Origin of the sequence: Rhizobium sp. BK619 (genome assembly GCF_014195245.1) — a bacterium.
GTDB lineage: Bacteria > Pseudomonadota > Alphaproteobacteria > Rhizobiales > Rhizobiaceae > Rhizobium > Rhizobium acidisoli.
In genome coordinates this window covers 38,779-58,129 of record NZ_JACIBH010000007.1, presented here as the reverse complement: position 1 = coordinate 58,129, position 19,351 = coordinate 38,779, and the positions used below count along the sequence as shown (strand labels likewise).

Annotated in this window: 15 protein-coding genes and 1 tRNA gene; 8 read left to right on the top strand and 8 right to left on the bottom strand. The window is 61.1% G+C overall.

What is annotated here, in order from left to right; genetic code table 11:
• Nucleotides 1–38: 38 nt before the first annotated feature.
• The 5 genes from ftsH (at nucleotide 39) to serA (ending at nucleotide 8,293) form a co-directional block, all read left to right on the top strand.
• On the top strand, nucleotides 39–1,970 hold the full coding sequence (gene ftsH / locus FHX14_RS14560) for an ATP-dependent zinc metalloprotease FtsH (RefSeq protein ID WP_003590353.1): 1,932 nt from the start codon (nucleotides 39–41) through the stop codon (nucleotides 1,968–1,970).
• Between the two features lie 243 nt (nucleotides 1,971–2,213).
• On the top strand, nucleotides 2,214–3,566 hold the full coding sequence (gene glmM / locus FHX14_RS14555) for a phosphoglucosamine mutase (RefSeq protein WP_003590355.1): 1,353 nt from the start codon (nucleotides 2,214–2,216) through the stop codon (nucleotides 3,564–3,566).
• Nucleotides 3,567–4,353: 787 nt separating this feature from the next.
• A complete protein-coding gene (locus FHX14_RS14550) occupies nucleotides 4,354–5,190 on the top strand; it encodes an outer membrane protein (protein ID WP_003590357.1) in 837 nt (278 codons plus the stop codon).
• 183 nt (nucleotides 5,191–5,373) lie between these two features.
• Nucleotides 5,374–6,552, top strand: coding sequence for a phosphoserine transaminase (locus FHX14_RS14545; RefSeq protein WP_184377614.1), 1,179 nt, complete (start codon nucleotides 5,374–5,376; stop codon nucleotides 6,550–6,552).
• A gap of 145 nt (nucleotides 6,553–6,697) precedes the next feature.
• Nucleotides 6,698–8,293, top strand: coding sequence for a phosphoglycerate dehydrogenase (gene serA / locus FHX14_RS14540; protein WP_012558832.1), 1,596 nt, complete (start codon nucleotides 6,698–6,700; stop codon nucleotides 8,291–8,293).
• A 183-nt stretch (nucleotides 8,294–8,476) separates the two neighbouring features.
• Here the strand turns inward: serA and FHX14_RS14535 are convergent, their stop codons facing one another.
• Nucleotides 8,477–8,740, bottom strand: a complete 264-nt coding sequence (locus tag FHX14_RS14535) for a hypothetical protein (protein ID WP_003590361.1) — start codon at nucleotides 8,738–8,740, stop codon at nucleotides 8,477–8,479.
• A 508-nt stretch (nucleotides 8,741–9,248) separates the two neighbouring features.
• Here FHX14_RS14535 and mnmA point away from each other — a divergent pair.
• On the top strand, nucleotides 9,249–10,448 hold the full coding sequence (gene mnmA, locus FHX14_RS14530) for a tRNA 2-thiouridine(34) synthase MnmA (protein ID WP_003590364.1): 1,200 nt from the start codon (nucleotides 9,249–9,251) through the stop codon (nucleotides 10,446–10,448).
• 136 nt (nucleotides 10,449–10,584) lie between these two features.
• Nucleotides 10,585–10,661 (top strand) — tRNA-Met (locus tag FHX14_RS14525).
• A gap of 624 nt (nucleotides 10,662–11,285) precedes the next feature.
• On the opposite strand, the gene FHX14_RS14520 is transcribed toward FHX14_RS14525, so the two are convergent.
• The 7 genes from FHX14_RS14520 to pobA form a co-directional block, all read right to left on the bottom strand.
• Nucleotides 11,286–12,137 (bottom strand): VCBS domain-containing protein, encoded by an 852-nt coding sequence (locus FHX14_RS14520; RefSeq protein ID WP_348649253.1) that lies wholly within the window; start codon nucleotides 12,135–12,137, stop codon nucleotides 11,286–11,288.
• 364 nt (nucleotides 12,138–12,501) lie between these two features.
• The gene (locus FHX14_RS14515; protein ID WP_184377612.1) at nucleotides 12,502–13,218 is read right to left on the bottom strand and encodes an ABC transporter ATP-binding protein; all 717 of its coding nucleotides are present in this window, start codon (nucleotides 13,216–13,218) and stop codon (nucleotides 12,502–12,504) included.
• Nucleotides 13,199–13,963, bottom strand: a complete 765-nt coding sequence (locus FHX14_RS14510) for an ABC transporter ATP-binding protein (RefSeq protein ID WP_184377611.1) — start codon at nucleotides 13,961–13,963, stop codon at nucleotides 13,199–13,201. The genes FHX14_RS14515 and FHX14_RS14510 overlap by 20 nt, the downstream gene beginning before the upstream one ends.
• Nucleotides 13,960–14,964 carry a branched-chain amino acid ABC transporter permease gene (locus FHX14_RS14505; protein WP_184377610.1) on the bottom strand — a complete coding sequence of 335 codons (1,005 nt, stop codon included), beginning with the start codon at nucleotides 14,962–14,964 and terminating at the stop codon, nucleotides 13,960–13,962. Before FHX14_RS14505 ends, FHX14_RS14510 begins: the two co-directional genes overlap by 4 nt.
• Before the next feature lies 1 nt (nucleotide 14,965).
• On the bottom strand, nucleotides 14,966–15,829 hold the full coding sequence (locus FHX14_RS14500) for a branched-chain amino acid ABC transporter permease (RefSeq protein WP_012558826.1): 864 nt from the start codon (nucleotides 15,827–15,829) through the stop codon (nucleotides 14,966–14,968).
• Between the two features lie 69 nt (nucleotides 15,830–15,898).
• On the bottom strand, nucleotides 15,899–17,071 hold the full coding sequence (locus FHX14_RS14495) for an ABC transporter substrate-binding protein (RefSeq protein WP_179612287.1): 1,173 nt from the start codon (nucleotides 17,069–17,071) through the stop codon (nucleotides 15,899–15,901).
• 65 nt (nucleotides 17,072–17,136) lie between these two features.
• Nucleotides 17,137–18,309 (bottom strand): 4-hydroxybenzoate 3-monooxygenase, encoded by a 1,173-nt coding sequence (gene pobA, locus FHX14_RS14490; RefSeq protein ID WP_179612288.1) that lies wholly within the window; start codon nucleotides 18,307–18,309, stop codon nucleotides 17,137–17,139.
• A 118-nt stretch (nucleotides 18,310–18,427) separates the two neighbouring features.
• Here pobA and FHX14_RS14485 point away from each other — a divergent pair, with 118 nt between their 5' ends.
• The gene (locus tag FHX14_RS14485; RefSeq protein ID WP_179612289.1) at nucleotides 18,428–19,318 is read left to right on the top strand and encodes a helix-turn-helix domain-containing protein; all 891 of its coding nucleotides are present in this window, start codon (nucleotides 18,428–18,430) and stop codon (nucleotides 19,316–19,318) included.
• Nucleotides 19,319–19,351: the final 33 nt, after the last annotated feature.

The window sequence follows — 19,351 nt, the reverse complement described above, 5'->3', positions numbered from 1 at the left end:
GTCGCCATGAGGCGGCTGTTCCAGTGCTGGGGAGTTCAATGAACCCTAACTTACGTAATTTCGCCTTGTGGGCGATCATAGCGCTTCTGCTGATCGCCCTTTTCAGTATGTTCCAGACGGCGCCGGCGCAGACGGGCTCCCGCGAAATCCCTTATTCGCAGTTCCTGCGTGAGGTCGATGCGGGCCGCGTGAAGGATGTCGTGGTCACCGGCAACCGGCTGAGCGGAACATATCTGGAGAATAACAATAATTTCCAGACCTATTCGCCCGTTATCGACGACAGCTTGCTCGATCGCCTGCAGGCCAAAAACGTTGCTGTCACTGCGCGTCCGGAGACCGACGGTTCCTCCGGCTTTCTGAGCTACCTCGGAACGCTGCTGCCGATGCTGCTCATCCTCGGCGTCTGGCTGTTCTTCATGCGGCAGATGCAGGGCGGCTCGCGTGGCGCGATGGGCTTCGGCAAGTCGAAGGCCAAGCTGCTGACCGAAGCGCATGGCCGTGTCACCTTCGAAGACGTCGCCGGTGTCGACGAGGCCAAGCAGGATCTCGAAGAAATCGTCGAATTCCTGCGCGATCCGCAGAAGTTCCAGCGTCTCGGCGGCAAGATTCCGCGCGGCGTGCTGCTCGTCGGTCCTCCGGGCACCGGCAAGACGCTGCTCGCCCGCTCGGTTGCCGGCGAAGCCAACGTGCCCTTCTTCACTATTTCGGGTTCCGACTTCGTCGAAATGTTCGTCGGCGTCGGCGCTAGCCGCGTGCGCGATATGTTCGAGCAGGCGAAGAAGAATGCGCCCTGCATCATCTTCATCGACGAAATCGATGCCGTCGGCCGTCACCGCGGCGCCGGTCTCGGCGGCGGCAATGACGAACGCGAGCAGACGCTGAACCAGCTGCTGGTCGAGATGGATGGCTTCGAGGCGAATGAAGGCGTGATCCTGATTGCCGCCACCAACCGCCCCGACGTGCTCGACCCGGCGCTGCTGCGTCCCGGCCGTTTCGACCGTCAGGTCGTGGTTCCGAACCCGGATATCGTCGGCCGCGAGCGCATCCTCAAGGTACATGCCCGCAACGTTCCGCTGGCGCCGAATGTCGATCTCAAGGTTCTCGCCCGCGGCACGCCCGGTTTCTCCGGCGCCGACCTGATGAACCTCGTCAACGAAGCCGCCCTGATGGCCGCCCGCCGCAACAAGCGCGTCGTCACCATGCAGGAATTCGAAGACGCCAAGGACAAGATCATGATGGGCGCCGAGCGCCGATCCTCGGCCATGACCGAGGCGGAAAAGAAGCTCACCGCTTACCATGAGGCCGGCCACGCCATCACCGCGCTCAATGTCGCCGTCGCCGATCCGCTGCACAAGGCGACGATCATTCCGCGCGGCCGTGCACTCGGCATGGTCATGCAGCTTCCCGAGGGCGACCGCTACTCGATGAGCTACAAGTGGATGGTGTCGCGCCTCTGCATCATGATGGGCGGCCGTGTCGCCGAAGAACTCACCTTCGGCAAGGAGAACATCACCTCGGGTGCCTCCTCCGACATCGAGCAGGCCACCAAGCTTGCCCGTGCCATGGTCACGCAATGGGGCTTCTCCGACCAGCTCGGTCAGGTCGCCTATGGCGAGAATCAGCAGGAGGTCTTCCTCGGCCACTCGGTTTCGCAGTCGAAGAATGTTTCGGAGGCAACCGCGCAGAAGATCGACAATGAAGTGCGCCGCCTGATCGACGAAGCCTATACGCAGGCCCGCACGATCCTGACGGATAAGCACGACGAATTCGTCGCTCTTGCCGAAGGTCTGCTCGAATATGAGACGCTGACCGGTGAAGAGATCAAGGCGCTGATCCGCGGCGAGAAGCCGTCGCGCGATCTTGGCGATGATTCACCGCCAAGCCGCGGCTCGGCGGTTCCGAAAGCCGGCGCACGGCCTGCCGCCAAGGGTGATGAGCCCGAAGCCGGCCTTGAACCGCAGCCGCATTGAGCGGCTGCCACGATTGTGAACAAGGCCGGATTTCCCCAGCGGGGAGATCCGGCCTTTTCTATTGGTAACGGGATATAATCATTTTTCTTGCTAATTTACGTGCCGATCGCCGCATTTTGTGGCATTCCGCTGAATTGAGGCAAGCGTGAATCACGCTCCTGGATTGACGACATTCCATGGAAGCCGGATTCGCTTGGAACGGTGCGCTGCCTTGAATGGCGCGCGAAAAGCGCAGGAGTGCAGATGAAGAGACGCTATTTCGGTACGGACGGCATTCGTGGCCAATCCAACGTCTTCCCGATGACACCGGATCTCGCCATGCGGGTCGGCATTGCCGCCGGCACGATTTTCCGCCGCGGCAATCACCGCCACCGCGTCGTCATCGGCAAGGATACGCGTCTTTCCGGTTATATGCTTGAGAACGCCATGGTCGCAGGTTTCACCGCTGCCGGCCTGGATGCCTTTATTCTCGGCCCGATTCCGACGCCTGCCGTCGCGATGCTGACGCGCTCGCTGCGCTGCGATATCGGCGTGATGATCTCGGCGTCGCACAATCCTTACGAGGATAACGGCATCAAGCTCTTCGGCCCTGATGGTTACAAGCTTTCCGACGACCTCGAAGCCGAGATCGAGGATCTGCTCGAAAAGGACCTGAACGCCCAGCTTGCCAAATCCGACGATATCGGCCGCGCCAAGCGCGTTGACGGCGTGCATGACCGCTACATCGAACATGCCAAGCGCACGCTGCCGCGCGACGTGACGCTGCAGGGTCTGAGGATCGCGATCGACTGCGCCAATGGTGCCGCCTACAAAGTGGCGCCTGCCGTGCTCTGGGAGCTCGGGGCCGAAGTCGTCACCATCGGCAACGAGCCGAACGGCACCAACATCAATTTGAATTGCGGCTCCACCAGCCCGGTCGCGCTGCAGAAGAAGGTCGACGAAGTGCGCGCTGATATCGGTATCGCGCTCGACGGCGATGCCGACCGCGTCATCATTGTCGATGAAAACGGCTCGATCGTCGACGGCGACCAGCTCATGGCCGTCATCGCCGAGAGCTGGGCCGAGAGCCAGCAGCTGCGCGGCAACGGCATCGTCGCCACCGTGATGTCCAATCTCGGCCTCGAGCGCTTCCTCGACGATCGCGGCATGGCGCTTGCCCGCACGCGCGTCGGCGACCGCTACGTCGTCGAGCATATGCGCCAGCACAATTACAATGTCGGCGGCGAGCAGTCGGGCCACATCGTGCTCTCGGACTACGGCACGACTGGCGACGGTCTGGTCGCAGCGCTGCAGATCCTGGCCGCGGTCAAGCGGACCGGCCGGACCGTCAGCGAGGTCTGCCGCCGCTTCGAGCCGGTGCCGCAGCTCCTGCGCAACGTCCGCATCAGCGGCGGCAAGCCGCTGGAGGATATCCAGGTGCAGAAGGCGATCGCCGATGCCGAAGCCGAACTGGCCAAGAACGGCCGCCTCGTCATCCGCCCCTCGGGCACCGAGCCGCTGATCCGCGTCATGGCCGAGGGCGACGACCGCGCCCAGATCGAGCGCATCGTCAACGAGCTGATCGGCACGATCTCGAACGTGCGGACTGCCGCCTGATTGCTTGAGGATGGGCGAGGCCCTCTCTCCGCCCTCATCCTGAGGCGCCCCGCAGGGGCCTCGAAGGACGAGGCCGGCCACCGATGCGCTATGCAACAATTCGGATGGCTGTGAGTGCGCAGCCACCCGCCCCCGTCCTTCGAGGCCCCTTCGGGGCACCTCAGGATGAGGGCTGATCGGCGTGCCGTGTGGCTGATCGGCCGATCAGTGTGCTTTGCTCGCGAAGCTCGTTCGATGCTACGCTCCACTGCAGAAAATCTAGCGCAAGGATCAACCCACTCACCTCACCAAGTCAGTTTATGAATGGGTTCTTCTGCCCGCCCACCCTCCGTCCTGCTCGGCCTTGAGCCGAGCATCCACTCGCGTCCACAGCAGCTGCCGTATGGATCCCAGGCTCAAGGCCTGGGAAGACGGAGAGTGTGGTTAGCGTTCTCGCCAACCCTCCCGTCAGCGTGCAGAGACACACCACAGCGGTGCTTCGTTAGACCGGCACTTACTACGCCCTCGCCAATTTATCACCGCCGGTGATGATCATATGCCGTGCGGCGGCCAGACGAAGATTACGGGAAGAGCTGGTGCGTTATCCAGCCAAATCGCCTTCATCAGGTCATCGCTTCAAAGACTTTTACCGCGGCAATCCATGTTTCCTCTACCAGAAGCTTCAAGATATACGGTAAATAATCGTGGTTAAGCAGCTTTTAACGTTTCCCGTTCATTATCCATCCGAAGCGTATCAGTTTGGCAGCGACTTGAGCCTGCCGCCTCAACGAATTTTGGAGTGGGATCCATGAAAAGAAGCTTGTCCGGCATCTTCGCCGCATTGTTGATCGCGACAAACGCCTATTCCGCGGACCTCGCTCCTGCCGAGCCGATCCCGGAGCAGCCGCCTGAGGTCACGGTCAGCGAAGCGACCGGCTGGTACCTGCGCGGTGATGTCGGTTATGCCTTCACCGATCTGCGCGGCGCCCGCTATTTCCAGGGCAGCAACTCCAACGAGGTCGATTTCGACAGTGCCGATCTGGACGACGCGTGGACGGTCGGCGGCGGTGTCGGTTATCAGATCAACAGCTATCTGCGAACCGACCTGACTTTCGACTATCTGACTCAGGCTGATTTCAAGGGCTCGACGGTCGGACAGTGCGGCTTCCCCCTGGTGGATTGCACGTCGAGCGACCGCTCTTCGCTGACCGCCTACACGCTGCTTGCCAACGCTTACGTCGATCTCGGCACCTATGGTTATGTCACGCCCTACGTCGGCGCCGGTATCGGTGGTTCCTACGTCAAGTGGAAGAACCTGCGCAACGTCGCCTGCGCCGATGACGGCAGCTTCTGCGATGATCAGGTCACTCACGGCGGCAAGGGCAACTGGCGCTTTACTTACGCCCTCATGGCCGGTGCCTCGATCGACGTCACCTGCAACGTCAAGGCCGATGTCGGCTACCGCTACCTGCATATCGACGGCGGCAACATGTTTGGCTATGCCGAAAATGGCGGCCCCGGCCGAGACAAGGGTCTCAGCGTCCACGAAGCCCGCGTCGGCGCCCGCTATCTGTTCGGCGGTTGCGCCCAGGCGAGCTACGAACCGCCGCCGGAAATCCCGCTGCAGCCGGCGGTCTACAAGTAAGCTTCATTCTCTTCCATCAGAAAGCCGCCCGCCCGGGCGGCTTTTTGCTGCGTCAAGCGTGCCTGCGTCAAAATATCCTCTCTCTGCGACACTTCGATCTTGACTAAGACGCCTGCTATCCATACACACGGCGGCGGGACACCCTTCCCCAACGAAGGGCTTTCTATCTGAGAGGATAGCATCATGGCGAAGACCGCAAAGCCGGACATCCGTCCGAATAATACGCATTTTTCTTCTGGCCCCTGCTCGAAGCGCCCCGGTTGGTCGCTCGACGCTCTTTCCGACGCGGCCCTTGGCCGTTCGCACCGCGCGAAGGTCGGCAAGACCAAGCTGAAGCAGGCCATCGACCTTACCAGTGAAATTCTCGACGTGCCGGCGGATTACCGCATCGGTATCGTTCCGGCGTCCGATACCGGCGCCGTCGAAATGGCGCTCTGGTCGCTGCTCGGCGAACGCGGCGTCGACATGCTTGCCTGGGAAAGCTTCGGCGCCGGCTGGGTCACCGATGTCGTCAAGCAGCTGAAGCTCAAGGACGTGCGCAAGCTCGAAGCCGGTTACGGCGAGCTTCCCGATCTCTCCACCGTCGATTTCGATCGTGACGTCGTCTTCACCTGGAACGGCACCACATCAGGCGTGCGCGTGCCGAACGCCGATTTCATCCCTGCCGACCGTAAGGGTCTGACGATCTGCGATGCCACCTCGGCCGCTTTCGCGCAGCAACTCGATTTCGCCAAGCTCGATGTCGTCACCTTCTCCTGGCAGAAGGTTCTGGGCGGCGAGGGTGCACACGGCGTCATCATTCTTTCGCCGCGCGCCGTCGAGCGTCTGGTCACCTATACGCCCGCCTGGCCGCTGCCGAAGATTTTCCGCATGACCTCGGGCGGCAAGCTGACCGAAGGCATCTTCCAGGGCGAGACGATCAACACGCCGTCGATGCTCTGCGTCGAGGACTATATCGATGCGCTTGTCTGGGCCAAGAAGCTCGGCGGCCTCAAGGCGCTGATTGCGCGCGCCGATGCCAATGCCAAGGTCATCCATGATTTTGTCGCGGCCAACGACTGGATCGCCAATCTCGCCGTCAAGGCGGAAACGGCCTCCAACACCTCCGTCTGCCTGAAGATCGTCGATAAGGACATCACGGCGCTTGATGATGACGGCCAGGCGGCTTTCGCCAAGGGCTTGGTTGGCCTCCTGGAAAAGGAAGGCGTCGCTTATGACGTCGGACATTACCGCGACGCGCCGTCCGGCCTGCGCATCTGGGCCGGCGCCACGATCGAGGCAGCCGACATGCAGAAGCTGATGCCCTGGCTTTCCTGGGCCTTCGAAACGCAGAAGGCGCAGCTCGCTCAGGCGGCCGCCTGACGTGATCGCATCCGGCTCCGCCACAGGGCGGAGTGGATCAAAGAATAAGAGCATGATGTCGTCCGAAAACCGCATACACTTTTCGGCATCATGCTCTGGCATCCCTGATTTCATCCATCGCTGAACACTTTTGAAGGAGGCCACAATGGCACCTCGCGTTCTCGTATCCGACGAATTATCGGAAACCGCCGTCCAGATTTTTCGCGACCGCGGCGTCGAAGTCGATTTCGAACCGCAGCTCGGCAAGGACAAGGACCGTCTGCTCGACGTCATCGGCAAATATGACGGTCTCGCCATCCGCTCCGCCACCAAGGTGACGGAAAAGATCATCCAGGGGGCGACGAACCTCAAGGTCGTCGGCCGTGCCGGCATCGGCGTCGACAATGTCGATATTCCGGCCGCCTCGCGCCGCGGCATCATCGTCATGAACACGCCCTTCGGCAACTCGATCACCACGGCCGAACACGCGATCGCGCTGATGTTCGCCGTCGCCCGCCAGCTTCCGGCAGCCGATACCTCGACGCAGGCCGGCAAATGGGAAAAGTCGAAATTCATGGGCGTCGAGATCACCGGCAAGACGCTCGGCGTCATCGGCGCCGGCAATATCGGCTCGATCGTCTGCGCCCGCGCCATCGGCTTGAAGATGCATGTCGTCGCCTACGATCCGTTCCTGTCCAAGGAGCGCGCCGAGGAGATGGGCGTCACCAAGGTCGAGCTGGACGAGCTTTTCGCCCGTGCCGACTTCATCACGCTACACGTGCCGATGACCGACAAGACGCGCGGCATCCTTAACAAGGAAGCACTGGCAAAGACCAAGCCGGGCGTTCGCATCATCAACTGCGCCCGTGGCGGCTTGGTCGATGAGGCAGCCCTTGCCGAAGCCATCAAGTCCGGCCACGTCGCCGGTGCCGCCTTCGACGTTTTCGAGGTCGAGCCTGCCAAGGAAAGCCCGCTCTTCGGCCTGCCGAACGTCGTCTGCACGCCGCATCTCGGCGCCTCGACCACCGAGGCGCAGGAAAACGTCGCTCTGCAGGTGGCTGAACAGATGGCGGATTACCTCGTCAAGGGGGCGGTCTCCAACGCCATCAACATGCCGTCGATCACGGCTGAGGAAGCGCCGATCCTGAAGCCCTTCATCCGGCTTGCCGATGTGCTCGGCGCCTTCGTCGGCCAGGTCACCGAGGAGCCGATCAAGGAAATCGAGATCCTCTATGACGGCATCACCGCCAACATGAACACCCGGGCGCTGACGAGCGCGGTGCTTGCCGGCCTCATCCGCCCGCAGGTCGCCGACGTCAACATGGTTTCGGCGCCGATCATGGTCAAGGAAAAGGGCGTCGTGCTTTCCGAAGTCAAGCGCGACAAGACAGGTGTCTTCGACGGCTATATCAAGCTGACGGTGACGACCGAGAGCATGACGCGTTCGGTCGCCGGCACGGTGTTTTCGGATGGCAAGCCGCGCTTCATCCAGATCAAGGGCATCAACCTCGATGCCGATGTCGGCTCGCACATGATCTACATCACCAATACCGACGTTCCCGGCATGATCGGCTTCATCGGCACGACGCTTGGTACTGCCGGCGTCAACATCGCCAACTTCCAGCTCGGCCGCGACAAGCAGGGCGGTGACGCCATCGCGCTGCTCTATGTCGACGGCGACGTGGACGACACCGTGCTTGCTCAGCTGACGGCGAACCAGGCGATCCGCCAGGCAAAGCTGCTCACCTTCAATATCGACTAATGCATGTCGCCGGGAAGTGTGCAGCACTTCCCGGATAACGACATGCATAAAACAAAGAGCTAAAGCGCGTCGCATGAATCAAGTTAACTGCGACGCGCTTTAAGTTTTTTCCTCCCAAGGAAAATAACAAAACCCGGCGCTGGAAACGGCGCCGGGTTTTTGCTGCATCAGCAATGGAAGAATTCAGTGGTGCTTGCGTCGGCGGACGATCCGGCCGAGGCGGGCGGCATCGTCCTGCGCCTTTGTGCGATGTAGAAAAGCGAGCCGGCTGCCGTCAAAACCCTGGAAGAATTCGTCCCAGGAAATTTCTTCCATCGGCGCCGAGGAGAAATCGACGCCGACGGTTTCGCTATCCCGGGCGTCCTTGATACGGGCGGGATGGCCGCCGCGTTCCTCGATCCAGTGTCTGATCCTGCTGTAATCCGCTGTCGTTCCGAACCTGGCCATCAAACCCTCCACAGACATTCGATTGCGACATTCATCACCCGCAACGCATGATAGAGGGAAATGTTCCGGGGCGCCTAAATTATTTTGTCGAATGATTTTCGGTTCAACCGCCCTGCTCAAGCATTCGTTATTTTGAGAATTGTGGGCCAACCGGCATAATTCCCACGGGCTGGAAAGGAGGATGTCTATGAAACGCTATTCATTCTCGATAATCGGACTGGCGCTCTTGACCGCCATCATCGCCAATCCGGGCATCGCATTCGCCTGCAACAAGCTGATCGGTACCTGAGCCGCACCCCCGCTTCCAAGGCGTGGCTCAGGCTACGCCTTGCTTTGCCCGGGAATTCCAAAAATCCGCTATCCGAGGCCGCCCCTTGCGTCTCGATACAATCCTTTCTATATCGGTTGCTCATCGAGAAATGGCGGCCGATCCCGCCTGATATCGGCAAATCCGCCGCAATTGCAGCGCAAGGGCGGATCGTGACCCACGCAGAATTTGGCACCACCGTTGAACACACTGGATTTTGACAAGCAGCCGGAAGAGACCCGTGTCGTCGTCGCCATGTCGGGCGGCGTCGATTCATCCGTCGTCGCCGGCCTTCTCAAACAGCAGGGTTACGACGTGCTCGGCATCACGCTGCAGCTTTACGACCACGGCGCCGCGGTTCACCGCGCTGGTTCCTGCTGCGCCGGCCAGGATATCGACGATGCGCGCCGCGTCTGCGAAACGCTCGGCATTCCACATTACGTGCTCGATTACGAAAAGCGCTTTCGCGAGACGGTGATCAATCCCTTCGCCGAAAGTTATGTCGCCGGCGAAACGCCGATCCCTTGCGTTTCCTGCAACCAGACCGTCAAATTCGCCGATCTTCTGGCGACCGCCAAGGAGCTCGGCGCCGATGCGCTGGCGACCGGCCATTATATCCGCTCGCGGCCGAACCCGTCGCCGGAGCATCCCGGCCGCCGTGCGCTTTACCGCCCGGCCGATGCCGACCGCGACCAGAGCTATTTCCTGTTCGCCACGACGCAGGAACAGATCGACTACCTCCGTTTTCCCTTGGGCGGCCTGCCGAAAGCCGAGACCCGCAGGCTCGCCGAAGAAATGGGCCTCGTCGTCGCCAAGAAGGCCGACAGCCAGGACATCTGCTTCGTGCCGCAGGGCAAATATTCCGACATCATCACCAAGCTGAAGCCGAATGCGGCGCTCGCCGGTGAGATCGTTCATCTCGACGGCCGGGTGCTTGGAACCCATGAGGGCATCCTGCACTTCACCATCGGCCAGCGCCGCGGCATCGGCATCGCCACCGGCGAGCCGCTCTATGTCGTCTTTCTCGACGCCCGCTCGCGCCGCGTCATCGTCGGGCCGAAGGAGGCGCTGGAAACCCATCGCGTCTATCTGCGCGACGTCAATTGGCTGGGCGACGAGACGCTTGCGCAGGCCGCCGCCGGTGACGGTTTTGCCTGCTACGCCAAGGTTCGCTCGACCAGGGCGCCGACGCCTGCCGTGCTGCATATCGATGCCACGGGCACCTATGTCGACCTGACGGTCGGTGAGGCGGGCATCGCCCCCGGCCAGGCCTGCGCGCTTTATTCCGCGCCCGGCGACAATGCCCGCGTCTTCGGCGGCGGCTTCATCGAGCGCTCCGAGCGCGAACCTTCGGCCGAGGCTTCGCTCAAGGCCCTCTTGGCCAGTCCCGTCGCCGCCTGAAACCGATAGGAGAGGGCGGGCGGCAAAGCCCACCGTTTTTCTCGATCATGCGCTTGACACAAAGCCGAAGCGCACCTTATAAGCCGCTCATCCCACGAGCCCGCAGCGCTTCGCGAGCAGGTATCGTTTGACCAGTGGCGGAGTAGCTCAGTAGGTCAGAGCAGAGGAATCATAATCCTTGTGTCGGGGGTTCAAATCCCTCCTCCGCTACCAACTCTCATTGTAGATTTGGCGATTTTTGCGGCTTGCTTCGAGCCGGTGCCGGCAGCCGCGGCGGTTCATCGGTAGCAGCGCACACAGACCTGCAGCCGGCAAAGCCGCTCAGCTTCCGATCAGCAGGATTTCCGCTAAAGTGCATCGCGTCAAACTTGATTCATGCGACGCGCTTTAGCTATCTGTTTTCACGCATGTCGTTGCCGCAAAACCGCTGCACACTTTTGCGCGACATGCTTTAGCGCCGAAGACAGGACTATTGCGTCAGAAGCAATATTGGCAGCTTCATCGTCCAAAGGTGGGATGCGGCAGCGATAATAATAGCCCATACGGCCAGCGAGAACGTCACCGCCGCTAACTTGATTCCGACTGGCTGCATCATTTCCTCCGTCCCAGCATCCGTGTCCTCCTCGGACATTCTCATGCTAGCAAACACGCAGCTCTGTCCGCTATCGCAAGAAATTGGTACTAGGCAGGCGGCTACAGTGTGAGGATGCTTCCCGAGCGACAACGTTCGTAATGGTTCTTCACCATGATGAACCGTTTGGCCTTCCTGGCATCTGGAACATCACCTCGTTCCCGATGCGGCCGGAAGGCCGACTGCTGGTTCATCCGAGACGCCACTCAAACGATGAAATGAAAATTGTCGTATTGCGCGCCATAATAATCAGGACCGCTCGTTTCGGTGATGACCGGCTCGGTGTCGAGCACGAGGTAGTCGATCTGGCCATAGGCGCTGAGATCAATCACTTGCGGATCATGAATGCTGTCGGCGGTCACGTTGACCGTGACCAGAAACACGGTATCGCCGTTCAACCTGCCTTCGATCGTCAGAACGTTGTCATAGTCTGATGTGCCATTTGCTACGCTGAATTGCTCGATCTGGAAGGTGCCGCCATCGGCCGCCTGGATGGGTGTCCAGAACACACCGCCTGACAGGTAGTGGTTGCCGTCGGCTTCTTTATGGATCGTTGCGTCGTCGCCATCATGCCAAGCGCCCCAGTCAAAACCCTTGTAGCCCGTGGGAAAATCGTGTTTGCCGACATCCTCGAAATTGACGAAGATGTCGCCACGTTCCGGCAGGTCGACAGCGATATTGAGCAAGCCGAAATCGGTGGCGCCTTTGCCGTCCGAGATCTTGAAATTGAATTGGTCGACGAGTTGATCGCCCGGGCCGAGCGCGGATACCACCGGGTTGGAGTGATCGAGTTCATAGGTGTAGTTGCCGTTGGAATAGACGGTCAGCGTGCCGTATTTTCCCTCGATTGTCGTCGTCGTGGCGGGGCCATCCGGATCGGCCGGCTGCGGAATTCGCTGTCCGTTCACGAAGTTGAGGCGCACAAGATCTCCGTCGGCATCTGTGGAACTGGTGCTATCCAATATGTTGCCGTCGATCGGGTTGTCGATGTTGAAAATAGGCTGGTATACGTCACCTGCGACCGGCTTATGATTTGCCATTTCTACCTCCCGTGTGATGTGGAATTCGACTATGCAACCTTGTCGGGTGTCTGGCAACCCCAATTGCTCGGAGCATCAGAACAGTTCCTGTCAATCCAATGAATTTCCGGCCGGCTGTAGCTAAAACACCCAAGTAAAGAAGGTTCAGGAGCCAGGGTTTTACGTCTTATCCTGCACTGCTGCCGCACGGTCGACCATCATGTTTCTCGCCTCTTCAGGTGATGAATCAATTCGGCCGGCATGAAGCTTTCGGTCAGGATAATAATGGCAGGTCAACGATGACGTCGTAATGACGATATACTGCATGAATGGCTCGGCGTGCCAAGGGCGATTTGGAAGGCGGAGCGGGATCACCGACGGCCCAACTTCTGCCGGCCATCAATCAATGCAGGCCACCGACGCCCAGCAGGCTCTCGACAGTCTCATGATCCCTGGCGAGGCCTTCCGGCGTTCCCGACCAGGCCAGTCTGCCTCGTTCGAGAATGACGACCTGATCGGCGAAATCGAGGGCGCTCTGGATGCGCTGTTCCACCAGCACGATGGTCATGTCGCCTGTCTTGGCGAGCGCGGCGAAGGCAGCCATCAGCTCCTCGCAGATAACCGGTGCAAGACCCTCCAGCGGTTCGTCGAGCAGCAGGACGGACGGGCGGCCGAGAATGGTGCGGGCGGTTGAGAGCATCTGCTGCTCGCCGCCGGAGAGCTGGCTGCCGAGGTTGCGGCGGCGCTCCTTCAGGCGCGGGAACATGGCATAGGCTTCCTCAAGCGCCGTTTTGGGCCGCGCCTTCAGGCCGACGAAGAGGTTTTCCTCGACCGTCAGCGTCGGGAAGACGCAGCGCGTCTGCGGCACATATCCGAGACCCTTATGCGCGCGCGTGGCGCTCGGCGCCGTGGTGACATCCGAGCCGCCGAGGCGGATGTGGCCGTCATATCGTCTGGTCTGCCCGGCGAGCGTGGCCAGAAGCGTGGTCTTGCCCATGCCGTTGCGGCCGAGAACGGCTAGCCGGGCGCCAGCCGGTATGGAGAAGGAAATGGCTTCGAGCACGCGCGTCGGCCCATATCCGGCCGAGAGATTTTCGACCTCAAGCGACAGGGCTGGCATTGGAATAACTCCCTAGATAGGCCTCGCGCACGCGGGCATCCTTGGTGACGTCTTCAGGCCGGCCATCGAAGATGATCGCGCCGGCGGCCAGCACGATGACACGTTTGGCAAAACGGAAGACAAGATCCATATCGTGTTCGATCATCAGGACGGCGAGATCGGCAGGCAGATCGGCCAGTGCCTGCTCGATGCGGCCGGTATCGCTTTGCGGCACGCCGGCTGCCGGCTCGTCGAGCAGCAGCACCTTCGGCTTCAGCGCCAACGCCACGGCGATCTCGAGAAGCCGCTGCTGGCCATAGGCGATTTCGCTGACCTTGCGATGCATCAGCGGCGTCAGCCCGAGCTTTCCCAGGAGATCGTCGACCTCCGCCGTGACCTCGGGCATATGCAGGAAATTGCCGAACATGCGTCCGCTGCGTCCGTCCCGCTGAAGAATAGCGAGCCCGACATGTTCGGCCGGTGTCATATCCTGGAAAAGCCGTGTCACCTGGAAGGATCGCACCAGACCGCGTTTGACCCTGCCGATCGCGCCGACTTTCGTGACCACCTCGCCGCCAAGCCGCACCTCGCCGGAATCGGGGGGAAGGTTGCCGGTCACCAGGTTGACGAAAGTAGTCTTGCCGGCCCCGTTCGGGCCGATCAGCGCCACGCGATCACCCGGCGACATCGCTAGCGAGACATTATTGGTAACGGCAAGGCCGCCGAAGGCTTTTTTGAGATTGGCAACTTCGAAGACCGGGCTCATGAGCGCTGCTCCCGGCGGCGGCCGATAAAGCTCGCGGCGGTCCCGTAGAGACCTTTCGGCGCGAAAAGCACGACGGCGATCAGCAGCGCACCGACCATGGTCAGCCAGTGGAAGGGATTGGCGGCCGAGACATAGTCCTCGAAGAGCATGAAGATGACCGTGCCGGAGAGCGCACCGAAGAGAGAGCCGGTACCGCCCAGCACGAGCATAACCAGCGCTTCGGCCGATTGGGTGAAAGACAGGCTGTCGAGACCGACGACCTGCGTCGAGATCGCATTCAAGGCGCCGCCGACCCCGGCCACGGCGCCCGAAATGACGTACATCCTGATCAGCGCCGCCTTCGGCGACGCACCCATAGCGCGGATGCGCAGCGGGTCCTGCTTGATGCCGCGGCAGAGTATGCCGAAGGGCGAGCGGACCAGGAATCTGAGCAGCACGAAGACAATAAGCAGCAACGCCATTCCGAAGAAAAAGGCGGTTTGACCGTAAAGATCGAATTCGAAAATGCCGAAAATCGGGTCCGGCGCGATGCCGGAAAGCCCATCGCTGCCTCCTGTCCATGACGACGCTTTGTTAGCGAATTCGTGGAAGAGGTTGATGAGCGCAATCGACAGCACAAGCTGCGGCAGTCCGTGCGCCCGCAGAATGATTGCGCCGCTGAGCAGCCCGGCAATGGCGCCGCCTGCAATGCCGGCTAGCATCATCAGCAGCGGATCATTGATGCCGTAATGCGCCGACAAGATCCCGGCGGCATAGGCGCCGGAGCCGAACAGCGCGGCATGGCCGAGCGTGGCGACGCCGCAATAGCCGGTCACGAGATCGAGTGACAGAACGAGCAGCGCGATCGTGATCATCCGGGTCAGAAGGGCGAGATTATCGGGGAAGGCGAAGTAGCCGATCGCGGCGATGGCTGGCATCACCGCTATTCCGATCAGATCGCGGGCGAGGGCCCCGCGCCGACGCTGAAGACGTCCGTTTTCGTTGTTCATTACGAGCGCCATCTCACTTCGCCCTCCCGGCAAGGCCGCGGGGGAAGACGCAGATGATCGCGATCACCGCAAGGTAGAAGAAGAATTCGCCGAATTCAGGCATCAGATAACGTCCCGTCGTATCGATCGCCCCGAGCAGCAGGCAAGCGATCAGCGCGCCCGGAATGGAGCCCGCGCCGCCGACGGAGACGACGACCAGGAAGGTGACCATGTAGCGCAGTGCGTAATAGGGCTCGACCGGCAGGAGTTCGGCGCCGACCACGCCGCCGAAGGCGGCAAGCCCGACGGCGACGGCGAAGCTCACGGCATAGATGATCTCGGTGCGCACGCCGAGTGCCGCGGCCATCGCCGCATCGTCGACGGAGGCGCGTAGCTTGACGCCGAAGCTCGTCCTTTCGATCGCGAACCAAAGTGCGAGAGCAACGGCGAGGCCGCAGAAAATGACGAAAAGCCGGTGAACGGGAATGGTGCGGAAGCCGAGATCGGCTGATCCCTGCAGCGCAGCTGGAAGCGGTATGGTTTTCAGCGTCGGCCCCATCGCGTAATTCGCCAGGCCGATGACGCAGAAGGTGATGCCGATGGTCATCAGCACCTGGGTCAGCTCCGGCGCGCCGTAGATCCGGCGGTAGAGAAAACGCTCGAGCGGAATTGCGACAAGGATCGTGACGACGATGGCGGCGATGACCGCTATCGCATAACCGAGGCCGAGATCGCGGGCGGCATAGGAGGCGATATAGCCTCCAATCATCGCGAAGGCGCCGTGCGCCAGGTTGACGACCCGCATCAGCCCCATGGTTACGGAAAGGCCGATCGATATGACGAAGAGCACCATGCCATAAGCAAAGGCGTCGACGGCTATGCTGAAGACTGTCTGCATGGAAATACCTTGCTTCGATGCGACGGGCGCGGGTGGGCCCGCGTCCGCCGCCTATCACGATGCCGGATGTTACTTGGCGGCGGCCAGGCCCGGATCGCCTTGCTTCTCGAAGGTCTGGACCTCCTTGTTGATGTAGGCCCCGTCATCGGCCTTGGCGACTTCGCGCAGATAGATGTTCTGCGTGATGTGACGGCTTTCCGGATCGATCGAAACCGGGCCGCGCGGGCTTAGCCAGGCCAGGCCCTTCACCGCATCGACAGCCTTTTGGGCATCCTGCTCGCCGCCCGTCGCCTCGATCATCTTGTAGATGACATACATGCCGTCATAGGCGCTGACCGCGGGGAAGGAGAGTTCGGCCTTGTTGCCGATCGCCTTGGCGGCGGCCTCGACGAAAGCCTTGTTTTCGGGCGAGTCGTGCGAAACGGCATAATGGAAGGTCGTCTGGATGCCGAGTGCGGCGTCACCAAGGGCCGGCAGGTCGGATTCCTGCGTCAGATCTCCCGGCGCAAAGAACTTGATGCCGGCGGCCTTCAGGCCGTTTTCATTATAGGCCTTGACGAAGCCGAGCGTCGTCGGGCCGGAGGGCAGGAAGGCGAAGACACCTTCCGCGCCGGAATCCTTGATGCGCTGCATGATCGGGCTGAAGTCATTGGTTGCGAGCGGCATGCGGATCGCCTCGACCACCTGGCCGCCGGCCTTTTCGAAGCCGGTCTTGAAGGCATTCTCGGCGTCGATGCCCGGGCCGTAATCGCTGACGACCGAGATCACTTTCTTGACGCCGGCGTCGAAGGCGACCTTGGCGATCGGCGTCGAGGTCTGCCAGGTGGTAAACGAGGTGCGTACGACCAGCGGGCTCTTGGTCACGATCGCCGAGGTGGCGGCGTTCATGATGACCATCGGCACATTGCCCTGTTTCAGGATCGGTGTCACCGCCATGGCATCGGGAGTGAAATAGAAGCCGGCGAGATATTGGACCTTTTCCTTGACGACCAGCTCCTGCGCCAGCGCCTTGGATTGGGCGGGGTCGGCCTGCGGCACGTCGCGATAAACGATCTCGATCGTGTCATTGCCGACCTTGCTGCCGTTGACCGCCATATAGGCGTCGATGCCGGCCTTGAAATTCTTGCCCTGAAGCGCGAACGGACCGGAGAATGGGCCGATGACGCCGACCTTGATGGTGTCGGCATGGGCAACGCTGCTGAGCACGATTGCCGCAAGCGCGGCGAGAACGAGCTTCTTCATGGTTTTGGTTCCTCCCTTTTCAAAATGCGGACCTCGATGGTTCGCACCAGTCTCAAATCTTCATATCAGAATGGCAATCCCACATAGTTTTCGGCGAGCGCCGTCGAGGCCGCACGGGAATGGGTGAGATAATCGAGCTCCGCCTCCTGGATCTTCTGGTCGAAATCGCCGGTATCGGGAAAACGGTGCATCATCGTCGTCATCCACCAGGAAAACCGCACGGCCTTCCACACGCGGGCAAGCGCGGTCTGCGAATAGACGTCGATGCCCCGATCCGAGCCTTCGCGGTAATGCTCGATCAGTCCGGAGAAAAGGTAATGCACGTCGCTTGCCGCAAGGTTCAATCCCTTGGCGCCGGTCGGTGGCACGATATGGGCGGCATCGCCGACGAGGAAAAGCCGGCCGAAACGCATCGGCTCGGCGACGAAGGAGCGCAATGGAGCGATTGATTTCTCGAAGGAGGGCGCTGTCATCAGCGCTTCGGCATGATGCGCCGGCAGACGCCTTCTGAGCTCGTCCCAGAAGCGATCGTCGCTCCAGTCCTCGATCTTCTCGTCGAGCGCGCATTGGATGTAATAGCGGCTGCGCGTGGCCGAGCGCATCGAACAGAGCGCAAAGCCTCTCGGATGGTTGGCGTAGATCAGTTCGTGACTGACAGGTGCGACGTCGGCAAGCAGACCCAACCAGCCGAAGGGATAGATCTTTTCGAAATGCCTGATCGCCCTTTCGGGAACGGCCTTGCGGCTCGCCCCGTGAAAGCCATCGCAGCCGGCGATGAAGTCGCAATCGATGCGCTGCGCGACGCCGTCCTTGGTGTAGGTGACGAAGGCTAAGCGGCCGTCGAAATCATGCGGCGTGACATCGGCGGCATCGTAGATCGACAGGGCGCCGCTTGCTTCGCGGCGCTCCATCAGATCGCGCGTCACCTCGGTCTGCCCGTAGACGGTGACGCGCCTGCCGCCGGTCAGGTCGTGTAGGTCGATGCGATGGTCGCGGCCGTCAAAAGCCAGGGAGAAGCCGTCATGCGGCAGGCCTTCGGCATGCAGCCTCGCTCCCGCCTTGGCCTGATCCAGCAGCCTGACCGTGCCTTCTTCCAGAACGCCGGCGCGCACCCGGCCAAGGATGTAATCCTTGTTGACGCGGTCGAGAACGACATTGTCGATGCCGGCCTCGGTCAGAAGCTGACCGAGCAGCAGGCCGGATGGTCCCGAACCGATGATGGCGACCTGGGTTCGCAAATGCGTCCTCCCTGACATTTTTGCGTTTTGTCAGATTCTGCCGCGCCGGCCGGATCGTCACAATGGACATTCCAGCCTAAAAATTGCACTAATCGAACATTGGCGCGGGAGGAAGCCGATGAGCAGACACATACCGACCTACGAGCTCTACGGCGAAAACATCGGACGATCGCCGGAGTTTTGGTTGCACTGCGAAACAATTCGCTCCCGCAGCAGCCTGCATCAATGGGAAATCCGCCTGCACCGCCACGACAGTTTCTTTCAGATATTGTACATCGAAAGCGGCTCGGGTGATGCGATCTTCGGCGAAAAGAGCCATGCCATCCGCCCGCCGGCAATCATCACCGTGCCGCCCGGGCTCAACCACGGCTTTCGCTTTTCGCGCGACATCGACGGCCTCGTCATCACGCTGTTGAGATCGCATCTCAGCCACCCGCTCGGCGACCGAAGCCAGCTCGGCGAATGGCTGGCGACGCCGCATCTGACGCCGCTCGATCCCGATAATGCCGAGGCTGCCTATGTCATCCAGACGTTGCGCCGGCTGGGCGACGAGTTCGAAAATCGCCGCAGCGGCCGCAACGAAACGCTGGGGGCTTACGTTGCCCTGGCGCTGCGACTGACGGAGAGGATTTCGCATGAGGGAGATAGTTACGAGCTTGCGTCGAATGAGAATGAGCGGCGCATGGAGATGCTGAACGAGCTTCTTCAACAGCATTTCCGATCGCACAAGCCCGCTTCCTTCTACGCCAGCGAGCTTGGAATTTCGCCGACGCATCTCACGCGGATCGTCCGGTCGATGACCGGCAGAACGCCGCACGAGCTGATCGCCGGCAAACTCATCGAGGAGGCGAAACGCCAGCTCGTTTTTACGCTCGGCAGCGTTCAGGAGATCTCCTTCCGGCTCGGCTTTGCCGACCCCGCCTATTTCTCGCGCTTCTTTCTCAAATACACGGGAGAAACGCCGCGAGTCTGGCGTGTGAAGGAAAAGGTTCGGCTCGAGCGCGCATAGGTTTCGGGCATTCACCTACGACGCATTCCCGGG

Excerpts from the sequence above, each read along its gene's own strand:
- FHX14_RS14485 (WP_179612289.1), top strand. The coding sequence starts at position 18,428 with ATGAGCAGACACATACCGACCTACGAGCTCTACGGCGAAAACATCGGA.
- FHX14_RS14500 (WP_012558826.1), bottom strand. The coding sequence starts at position 15,829 with ATGCAGACAGTCTTCAGCATAGCCGTCGACGCCTTTGCTTATGGCATG.
- ftsH (WP_003590353.1), top strand. The coding sequence starts at position 39 with ATGAACCCTAACTTACGTAATTTCGCCTTGTGGGCGATCATAGCGCTT.
- serA (WP_012558832.1), top strand. The coding sequence starts at position 6,698 with ATGGCACCTCGCGTTCTCGTATCCGACGAATTATCGGAAACCGCCGTC.
- FHX14_RS14515 (WP_184377612.1), bottom strand. The coding sequence starts at position 13,218 with ATGCCAGCCCTGTCGCTTGAGGTCGAAAATCTCTCGGCCGGATATGGG.
- FHX14_RS14495 (WP_179612287.1), bottom strand. The coding sequence starts at position 17,071 with ATGAAGAAGCTCGTTCTCGCCGCGCTTGCGGCAATCGTGCTCAGCAGC.
- FHX14_RS14545 (WP_184377614.1), top strand. The coding sequence starts at position 5,374 with ATGGCGAAGACCGCAAAGCCGGACATCCGTCCGAATAATACGCATTTT.
- FHX14_RS14550 (WP_003590357.1), top strand. The coding sequence starts at position 4,354 with ATGAAAAGAAGCTTGTCCGGCATCTTCGCCGCATTGTTGATCGCGACA.
- glmM (WP_003590355.1), top strand. The coding sequence starts at position 2,214 with ATGAAGAGACGCTATTTCGGTACGGACGGCATTCGTGGCCAATCCAAC.
- FHX14_RS14505 (WP_184377610.1), bottom strand. The coding sequence starts at position 14,964 with ATGGCGCTCGTAATGAACAACGAAAACGGACGTCTTCAGCGTCGGCGC.
- FHX14_RS14535 (WP_003590361.1), bottom strand. The coding sequence starts at position 8,740 with ATGGCCAGGTTCGGAACGACAGCGGATTACAGCAGGATCAGACACTGG.
- FHX14_RS14510 (WP_184377611.1), bottom strand. The coding sequence starts at position 13,963 with ATGAGCCCGGTCTTCGAAGTTGCCAATCTCAAAAAAGCCTTCGGCGGC.